Genomic DNA, 9,857 nt, shown 5'->3' on the forward strand with positions numbered 1-9,857 from the left:
GTTCCAAAGGCTCATCGCGGAGGAGAAGATCATCGGCTACCCCTCCGACCACTTCTGGTGCATGGACACTTTCAAGGAGCACCAGGAGCTCACCGACATGTACCACCTCGGCACCACGCCCTGGGAAGTCTGGAAGTCGGCAGAGGCGAAATCCGCGGCGGGCGACAGCGCGGCGCCGCGGTTCGAGGCCAAGGATGCCAATGCCTGGGAGCGCACGGCGCCAAAATCGGTCGCAGGGATACGACCCTGAGGTTGCTTGAAAAAATCATGCATGAGGCCATAGCGAGCTACAGAAAAACCACCGTGGCCTCGTTCCTGGCGGGCCTGGCGGTCATTTCGGCCGCCTATGCCGGCCAGAGGTTCGCGCCCGCGGTCGTTCCGGCAGCGCTCGTTTTCCTGCTCGCGTCGCTGGGATGGGCCGGCGGTCTCGCGCTCCTGCTTGTCGCGGCCGGGGGCGTTCTCGCCTCCTTCCGCCATTCGAGCCGCGAACGGGGCGAGCCGGACCTGTTCATCACCCTGAACGCTCACCGGTCGGAATCTGCGATGCTCGGCCAGGATGGCCACGGCGGGAGCAATGGGTTCTCGTGGCTGCGCCGCCTGCTCGGCGCTCCGGCGCCGCACGTCGGCGACCTTGTCAGGATCCGCTCGCTCGAGGAAATTTCCGCGACCCTCGATGCGAACGGCTGCCTCGACGGTCTGCCCTTCATGCCGGAGATGGCGAGCTACTGCGGGAGAACGGGCACGGTGTTCCGCTACGTCGACAAGGTGTACGACTACGGCGGCAGGAAGGACCTGCGGCGCATGCAAGACGCCGTGCTGATCGCCGGCCTGCGTTGCGACGGGGCGTCGCACGACGGCTGCCAGGCGCGCTGCTACCTGATCTGGAAGACCGCCTGGATCAGCCCGGCCGATGCGCCGGCTGCCGTGAGCGGGAACAAGCCGCTCGCCCTCGGGCCGACATTCGTCCAGAGCGACGGCGGCGGGAAAAGGTACGTTTGCCAGTACACCGAGATTGCCCGGGCCTCGACCCGGATGAGCCCGCGCGACCCGCGTCAGGCCCTGCGCCCCTTGATCGCCGGCAACGTCACGCTCGCGGCCTTCTGTGTCGCCATGCTCACGCGCCTTTTCAATCTCGCCCAGGGCCTGCGCGGCGGCATTCCCTTCCCTCCTTGCGAGCCGACCTCCAAGACCCCATCGATGCGCATCGATCTAAACCTCCAGCCCGGCGAACGGGTGCGGGTCCGCGAGCCCGAGCGCATCTTCGAGACGCTGGACAGAATCGGGAAGAACCGCGGGCTCTGGTTCGACCGCGACATGCTGAAGCACACCAAGGAGCATCGAAAGGTGCTCGCCCGGGTCGATCGCATCATCGACGACGCGAGCGGTCAAATGCGCCAGATGAAAACGCCCTCCGTCATCCTGGAAGGGGTCGACGCCACCGGAGAGCTGCTGGGCTTCTGCCCGCAGCACGACTTCACGTTCTGGCGCGAGGCCTGGCTGGAGAGGACCGACCCCGCGAGGGAGTCGGCCTGATGGATCCGGAAAAGGCCCTCGTCACCGTCGGCGTTCCCGTCTACAACGGCGAGCGCTACCTGGAGCAGTGTCTCGATTCCCTGCTGTCGCAGACCTACCGCAACTTCGTTCTGGTGATCAGCGACAATGCCTCGACCGACCGCACGCAGGAGATCTGCGGGCGCTACGCAAAAGCGGATCCCAGGGTCCGGTATCACCGCAACCCGGTGAACATCGGCTTGTACGGAAATTTCAACCGGCTGCTCGAGCTGGTCCGCACGCCTTACGTCAAGCTCGCGAGCGCCGACGATTTCTGGGCGCCGGAGATGCTTGCCGACGCGATGGAGCAGATGGAGCGCGATCCGTCCCTCGCGCTATGCCATCCCCGTGCGGTGCTGGTGGGCGAGGACGGCGGCGAGACGCGCCGTTACGACAAGCCGCTTCACGTGATGGAGGGGGACGCGGCGTTGCGGTTCAAGCGCGTCTTGAACGAGCTTGCCCTGGTCAATCAATTGATGGGGGTGATGCGAATCGATGCGGTGCGCTCCATGCTTCCGTTCACGAACAACACCGATGCCGACGTGGTGTTCATGGCCGAGCTCAGCCTCTACGGGAAAATCATGGAGCTGCCGAAGTACCAGTACTTCCGCCGCTTTCACGAAGCCTGCTCGAGCTGGGACCGGAAATCGGAAACGCATCAGGTCAAGGCGGTCTTCCGGGCGGGAACGCGCCGCATCTACCTGCCCACCTGGAAGCACCACTGGGGGCTGATGCGCCGCGTCCTGCGCAGCCCGCTGCGCCCGGGAGCCAAGCTGGAGCTGCTGTGCTTCCTCGGCAGGCGGGCCGTCTGGGACAGGTCGGCGCTGCTGCGCGAATGCCGCCAGCTGCTTTGGCCGGCCTAAGCGGACCGAGACCGGACCAGGCGCAGGAAATCCACGACCGCCAGCACGCGCCAGCGGAAGAACCACCACAGCACTGCGGCGTACGCGAGGCCGCCTGCCGCCACGCTGAACGCCGCCTGCATCGGGGCAGGCATCGCCTCCGGCAATGCGCCGCGCAGCGCGAGCACGGCGCCGGACATCACGAGACAGGCGGCCAGCGCGGGCCAGATCGCGTCGAACCAGGCGCCGAGGCCGATCCGAATGGTGCGAAACGCGATCATGAACGCGGGAACGTTCGCCAAAGGGAACGCGATCACCCACGACCAGGCCACGCCCTCGAGGCCTCGCTGGGCCCCGATGTAGAAGGCGACGGGCAGCACTACCGCCGCCAGCGCGTTCAGCCACATGTTTGCGCGGAACTGCCCGGTCCATAGCAGCACCTGCGCATTGAGCACCTGGCAGGAGAAGAAAGCCGCGTAAAAGCACAGCAACTGCAGCGGCACGATGACGGCGTCCCACTGCGGCCCCAGAACGACTCGCACCACGAGATCGGACGTGACCGCCATGCCGAACGAGACCGGCAAGGTGAGATAGGCCAGCAGCTCCGTTAGGACGAGGAAGTATCGCCGCAGCTCGTCGCGGCTGTCCTGGACCGACGAGAACACGCCGGGAACCACCCGGATCACCACCGATGAGATTTCCTGCGAGATGGTGGTCGAGAACGTGGTCGCAAACGAGTATGCCCCGAGCGCGTCCTTCCCCAGCAGCCGGCCGACGATGGTCTGGTCCGCGGACGAATAGACGTACCACGCGACGCGGGAGGCGAGGATGCGCCAGCCCTGCAACAGCGGCATGGCGAGCTGCGTCAGGTTGCGCGGCCAGCGAACGGCATACGGATGCCAGGCGATCAACAGCGCCGTCACCGCGCAGGCGCCGGCGAGCGTGCTGGACACGAGCGCCCAATGGTGCCAGCCGAGATAGGCGCCCGTGACCAGCACGCTTTGCGTCGCCACGACCTGGATGAACTGGGCCCATGCCAACCGCCGGTATTGCAGCGCGCGCTGCAGGCCGGCGCGCGGGATGACCTGCAGGGCCTCGATAAGAGTCAGCGCGCCGAGCACGCCGACGGCGCCGGCGACTTCCGGCTCCCTGAAGAAAGCCGCGATCGGCTGCGCGAGCAGCAGCATGAGCGCCGACGCGCTCGCCCCGATCATGATGGCGAGCCCCGCCAGACGCGCCTGCGAGTCGCCGACGATGCCGCGGTCCTGCACCAGGACGGCGTCCAGCCCGATGTCGTCGACCATCCGCACCAGGCCCACCGCGAGCATCGCCATCGACATGATGCCGTAGTCGCCCGGAACGAGCAGACGCGCCGCGACCGCGGTTGCGATCCAGCTGATGATCTGCGCCGACCAGCGCAAGACCGCGGTCCATGCGATCCCGGTTACGAGCTCCCGGTCCAGCGCGGATTGATTGTCCTGGTTCAGGAAGCTTCCGCTCGGCCCGTCATCCGCCGCCAGTAGCTCGCTGCCTGGCCAAGCAGGACCGTCTCCGCGCCGGAGGGTCGGCCGCAAAGCATCCAGACCGACAGGACGACGCCGATATAGGTTGCCGCACCCAACGGCACGAAGATCGCCAGCAGCACGAGCGCGCGGCCGGTCGTCAGCGCTGCGGTATCGATCGGCGGCTGCGCCAGCACGGTTACCCCGTACATGACTGCCGCCGCCAACAGCGGCCGCCACACGGTTGCCAGCAGTTGCCGCGCGCTGACCCCGATCGCACGCGCGACCAGCGTCGCATTCAACGGCAGCAATCCGAGCGCAGTCCCGACGGTGGCCACCACGGCGCCCTGCACTCCGTACTCGCGGGTCAGCCAGAACGACAATGGAAGCAGCACGCACACTTGCAGGGCGTAGATCTTCACGTACACGATTGGACGGCCGCCGGCCAGCACCGCGGAGGCCGCCGTGCGCAGGAAAACGTCCACCAGCCCGTGGAAGGCGAGCAGGCTGATCAGAGGTCCCACCTCGCGCCACTGCGGCCCCAGGAGGACCGCAACGACCAGCGGAGCCACCGCGGCCAGCCCGACCACCAGCGGCATCACCAGCACCGCGACCAGGCCCGCGGCCGACAGATACGCGGCGGCGAGCGCAGCGCGATCCTCCGCCAACTGCGAGTAAGTCGGCAAGGCTGCCCGGTTCATCGGCTGGATCAGCTCGGTCCCGACCAGGTTCGACAGCTCGTTCGCCACGCTCCACATGCCCAGCGCGTGCGCGCCGGCGAACTTGCCGACGATGAAGTCGGGCCCGCGGTCCTTGAGAAAGACGAAGATATTCTGGGCCACCAGCCAGAGCGAAAAGTGCAGCAGATCCCCGGCGCGCGAAAGCGACCAGCGCGGCCGGAAAGGATGCAGCGCGTAGCTGATGGCGACTCCGGCCAGACGCCCGAACACCATGCCGATGGCGAGCGCCCAGTAGCTCCGGAGCCACAGGGCGAGCGCCACCGTGATCGCGAAAGAGAGCAGCCGCTTGCTCAGGAGAAAGCGGAACTCGCGCTCGAAGTTGAGCTCCTTGCGGAACGCCACCACGCCGATGTTTTCGCATCCCTGGAACAGCGGACCGAGGGCGAGGAAGACCACCAGGGCGACCAGCCGGTCATCGCCATAGAACCGCGCCAGCGGCCACGCGCAAAGCAGCAGCATGAGCGCGACCGAAGCGCCGATCAGCACATTCATGGTCCACGCGCTGTCGAAATGCTCGCGCGTGGCTCCCGGGCGCTGGATCAGCGCGATCTCCAGTCCGAGCCAGCCGAACAGCTCGACGAAGGCGATCAGGGCGGTCGCCATCGCCACGAGGCCGAAGTCGGCCGGCGTCAGGACGCGCGCCAGCACCAGCATGCTGATCAGGCCGACCGAGCGGTCCAACAGGCGAAAGCCGATCATCCATGCGCTGCCGCGCACGAGCGCGCGCCCGATGCTTGCCATCGGGCTTTTTACCATAGGGGTCGGATCCGACTCGGGTTGGTCCGATGTAGCTATCTGCAACGAGCGCGACTTTCTCGGCGCGCTGTAAAAAAAATCGACAGCGCAATTCGCGCGGCGCCGGCATACCGCGGAATAACAGTTGGTGGCATGATTGGGACGCGGTGCTAGAGCGCGGTGCGCGCATCATTCTCGGGAGAGCGCGCCGCTCAAATTGTCGAATGCAACAAGAGCGCGAAGCGTGAGACCGGCTCACGCATTCGTTCGGGGAAGCGAAGCATGTTTCGATCGAGGTTCATCCCGTCCATCATCGTGTGGCTCGCCGTGCTGCTGGCCGGCCCAGCAAGCGCGCAAACCATCAGCGGCCTGGTCGCCGCCTACGGATTCGAGGAAGGGTCGGGCACGGCGGTAGGCGACGCTTCGGGGAGCAACAACAGCGGCGTCGCGAGCGGGACGACGTGGTCCACGGCCGGCAAGTTCGGCAATGCGCTCGTGTTCAACGGCACCAGCTCGCAAGTCACCATTCCGGATGCGCCGTCGCTGCGGCTGACCACGGCGATGACGCTCGAGGCATGGGTCTTCCCGACCACGGCGCCCACCGGGTGGCGCGCGATCGTCGACAAGAACGTCGACGGCTATTACCTCTTTGCCTCCACCGACAACGGCAACCGCCCGGCCGGAGGCGGCACGTGGACCTCGGGCAACCAGAACACGTTCGGACTCTCGCCGATTCCGGTCAACGCCTGGACGCACCTGGCGACGACTTTCGACGGCGCGACGGTGCGGCTCTTCGTCAACGGTGTGCAGGTGGCGAGCCAGGCGCAGACCGCGGCGTTGGCGCCCACGACAGCTACCTTGCAGATCGGCGCCGACGCCTATCCGACCGAGCACTTCGCGGGAATGATCGACGAGGTGCGCGTCTACAACCGCGCGCTCAGCGCCGCCGAGATCCAGGCCGACATGGGCGTCGCCGTGGGCGCCCCGCCGCCGCCGGTCCTGGATACGGTCGCACCGAGCGCGCCGGGCGCGCTGACCGCCACGGCCTCGGGCTCGACTCAGATCAATCTCGCCTGGGGCGCGGCCACCGACAACGTCGGCGTCGCCGGCTATCGCGTGGAGCGCTGCGCGGGCGCGGGGTGCTCCACGTTCGCACAGATCGCAACGCCGACGGCCACGAGCTTCGGCGACACCGGGCTCACCGCGGGCACGAGCTACAGCTACCGCGTGCGCGCCAACGACGCCGCGGGCAATCTCGGTGGCTACACGAACGTCGCCTCGGCTACCACGACGGCGCCGGACACCACGCCGCCCGGCGCACCGCCGGCGCTGTCGGCCACCGCGGCGAGCGCCACGCAGATCAATCTCTCCTGGACGGCCGCGACCGACAACGTCGGCGTGACCGGCTACCGCGTGGAGCGTTGCCAGGGAGATGGATGCACGGCGTTCGCTCAGATCTTCACGCTCAGCGGCACGACGTTCAACAACACGGGTCTGACCGCCAGCACGAGCTACAGCTACCAGGTGCGCGCCATCGACGCCGCCGGAAACCTCGGCCCGTACTCGAGCGTCGCTTCCGCGACCACGCTCGCGGCACCCGACACCACCGCACCCACTGCGCCGACCGGCCTTTCGGCCAAGGCAGCCGGCAGCGCGCAGGTCGACCTCGCCTGGACCGCGTCCACCGACAACGTCGGCGTGACCGGCTACCAGATCCTGCGCTGCACGGGCTCCACTTGCACCACATTCGCACAGGTCGGCACCTCGACGCTCACGAGCTTCAGCAATACCGGGCTCACGGCTTCGACGACCTACCGGTTCCGCGTGCGTGCCGTCGACGCGGCGGGCAACGTCAGCGGGAACTCGAGCACGGTGAACGCCACCACGGCGGCGGCGCCCGACACGACTCCGCCGAGCGTGCCCGCCGGCCTTGCCGCGGTCGCGGCAAGCCCGACGCAGATCAGCGTGAGCTGGACCGCGGCCACCGACAACGTCGGCGTCACCGGCTATCAGCTCGAGCGCTGCTCCGGCAGCGGCTGCAGCGCGTTCGCTCAGATCGCCGCACCGACGGGCACGAGCTTCAACGACACCGCGCTTACCGCCTCGACGAGTTATAGCTATCGCGCGCGGGCCGTCGACGCCGCCGGGAATCTCGGCGCCTACTCGCTGGTCGCCTCGGCCACGACGCCGGCGCCCGACCTGACCGCTCCCACCACGCCCACCGGCTTTACGGCCACCGCGTTCAGCGCAAGCCAGATCAACCTGAGCTGGACGGCTTCCACCGACAACGTCGGCGTGACCGGCTATATCCTGCAGCGCTGCCTCGGCGCCGGATGCACCGCGTGGATTACGATAGCGACGCCCACGGGCACGACCTATAGCGACACCGGGCTCTCGGCGACCACCACCTACCGCTACTGGGTGCGCGCGACCGACGCGGCGGGCAACCTGAGCCCCTGGTCGAGCATCGTCACGGTCACCACGCTCACTCCGGATACCAGCGGCCTGGTTGCGGCGTATGGGTTCGACGAGGGCACGGGCACCGCGATCCGCGACGCCTCCGGGCAGAACAACAATGGCGCGGCGACCGGAACGACCTGGACCACCGGCAAGTTCGGCAATGCGCTGGTGTTCAACGGCACCAGCGCGCAGGTCACCGTCCCGGATGCGCCGTCGCTTCGCCTGACCACGGCGATGACTCTTGAAGCGTGGATCTTCCCGACTTCGACGCCGACCGGCTGGCGCGCGATCGTCGACAAGAACGTGGACGGCTATTACCTCTTTGCCTCCACCGACAATGGCAACCGTCCGGGCGCGGGCGGCACGTGGACCTCGGGCAACCAGAACACGTTCGGACCCGCGCCGATTCCGGTGAACGCCTGGACGCATCTTGCGACGACCTTCGACGGGACGGCGGTGCGGCTCTTCGTCAACGGTGTGCAGGTGGCAAGCCAGGCGCAGACTGCGGCGCTGGCGCCCACGACGGGCACTTTGCAGATCGGCGCCGACGCCTACCCGACCGAGTACTTCGCGGGCCTCATCGACGAGGTGCGCATCTACAACCGCGCGCTCAGCCCGGCCGAGATCCAGGTCGACATGCTCACGCCGGTTGCGGGCGCCGCGCCGCCCCCGCAGTCCGATACCACTCCGCCGTCGGTCAACGTCACCTCGCCCGCGGCCGGTGCCACCGTCACGAACACCGTGTCGGTTTCGGCCAACGCCAGCGACGACGTTGGTGTCGCCTCGGTGCAGTTCCTGCTCGACGGCTCACCGCTCGGCTCGCCAGTCATCACGGCGCCCTATAGTGTGGCGTGGGATACGGCTACGTCGATTTCGGGCAGCCATGTGCTGCAGGCCAGGGCGTCCGACTTCGCCGGCAACAGCACGACGAGCGCCGCGGTGTCGGTCTCGGTCGGCACGCCGACCGGCTCCACCTCCGGCCAATGGGCTGCGCCGGTGACCTGGCCGATCGTCGCGGTCAATGCCGACCTGCTTGCGACCGGTGAAATCCTCGCCTGGGATGGCCAGGACTTCGGCAACCAGGCGCGTCTGTGGAATCCCGCGACCGGCGTCTTCACCTCGGTCCCGAACAGCCTGACCAACATGTTCTGCACCGGAAGCTGCCTGCTGCCCGACGGCAGAGCGCTGGTCGCCGGCGGACACAACGGCGCACACATCGGGTTACGCGACACGAATCTCTTCAACCCGGCGACGCGCACGTGGTCGCGCGTCGCGCCGATGGCCGTCGGCCGCTGGTATCCGACCGTCACCGTGCTTCCGGACGGACGCGTACTCGTCACCTCCGGCGAGATCGACTGCGGTGGATGCTTCGCACCGATCCCGGAAATCTACAATCCGCAGCTCGATTCCTGGACACAGCTCACCGGCGCAAGCCAGAGCTTCCCGTACTACCCGCACATGTTCGTCTTGTCCGACGGGCGTGTGCTCGCAGCCTCGACGACCGAGGCCCCGATCGTCAGCCGGGTCCTCAACATCGCGACACAGACCTGGTCGGTCGTCGACCCGACGGCCGTCGATGGCGGCAGCGCGGCGATGTATGCGTCCGGCAAGATCCTGAAGTCGGGACGCTCCGTCGATCCGGACCAGCCGGTGATTCCCTCGACGGCGACGACATACGTGCTCGATATGAACCAGGCGACGCCAAGGTGGCGGCAGACCGCGCCCATGAACTTCGCGCGCACCTTCCACACGCTGACGGTGCTGCCCGACGGCACCGTCCTCGCGACCGGCGGCGGTCCAGACACGAATGCGGTCGGGGTGGACAACGCCGTGCTCGCCGCCGAGCTGTGGTCGCCCGTCACCGAAACCTGGACCACGCTCGCGAGCATGTCGCGGCCGCGCCTGTACCATTCAAACGCCCTGCTGCTGCCCGATGCGCGGGTGCTCATCCTCGGAGGCGGACGCTTCAACGGCGGCGACGCGCCGACCGACCAGAAGAGCTCCGAGATCTTCTCGCCGCCCTACCT

General features: G+C 67.7%; 5 protein-coding genes and 1 pseudogene. 4 read left to right on the forward strand and 2 right to left on the reverse strand.

The genetic code is table 11. The features are described 5' to 3' along the window. The 3 genes and pseudogenes from VN779_RS15300 to VN779_RS15310 all read left to right on the forward strand — a co-directional run. A pseudogene (locus VN779_RS15300) lies at positions 1-250 on the forward strand (hypothetical protein); the annotation flags it as partial. Positions 251-252: 2 nt separating this feature from the next. Further along, the gene (locus VN779_RS15305) at positions 253-1,533 is read left to right on the forward strand and encodes a hypothetical protein (protein WP_325723762.1); all 1,281 of its coding nucleotides are present in this window, start codon (positions 253-255) and stop codon (positions 1,531-1,533) included. Continuing rightward, the gene (locus VN779_RS15310; RefSeq protein ID WP_325723764.1) at positions 1,533-2,414 is read left to right on the forward strand and encodes a glycosyltransferase family 2 protein; all 882 of its coding nucleotides are present in this window, start codon (positions 1,533-1,535) and stop codon (positions 2,412-2,414) included. Before VN779_RS15305 ends, VN779_RS15310 begins: the two co-directional genes overlap by 1 nt. Here VN779_RS15310 and VN779_RS15315 read toward each other — a convergent pair. Further along, on the reverse strand, positions 2,411-3,967 hold the full coding sequence (locus VN779_RS15315) for a lipopolysaccharide biosynthesis protein (protein ID WP_325723772.1): 1,557 nt from the start codon (positions 3,965-3,967) through the stop codon (positions 2,411-2,413). The two genes, VN779_RS15310 and VN779_RS15315, sit on opposite strands and share 4 nt — an antisense overlap. Continuing rightward, positions 3,877-5,376 carry a lipopolysaccharide biosynthesis protein gene (locus VN779_RS15320; protein ID WP_325723766.1) on the reverse strand — a complete coding sequence of 500 codons (1,500 nt, stop codon included), beginning with the start codon at positions 5,374-5,376 and terminating at the stop codon, positions 3,877-3,879. Before VN779_RS15320 ends, VN779_RS15315 begins: the two co-directional genes overlap by 91 nt. Positions 5,377-5,652: 276 nt before the next feature. Here VN779_RS15320 and VN779_RS15325 point away from each other — a divergent pair. Continuing rightward, positions 5,653-9,857, forward strand: a 4,205-nt coding sequence (locus VN779_RS15325) for a LamG-like jellyroll fold domain-containing protein (protein WP_325723768.1), incomplete at its 3' end; no start/stop codon positions are given.

Origin of the sequence: Actinocrinis sp. (assembly GCF_035605935.1) — a bacterium.
Classification (GTDB): Bacteria; Actinomycetota; Actinomycetes; order Streptomycetales; family Catenulisporaceae; genus Actinocrinis.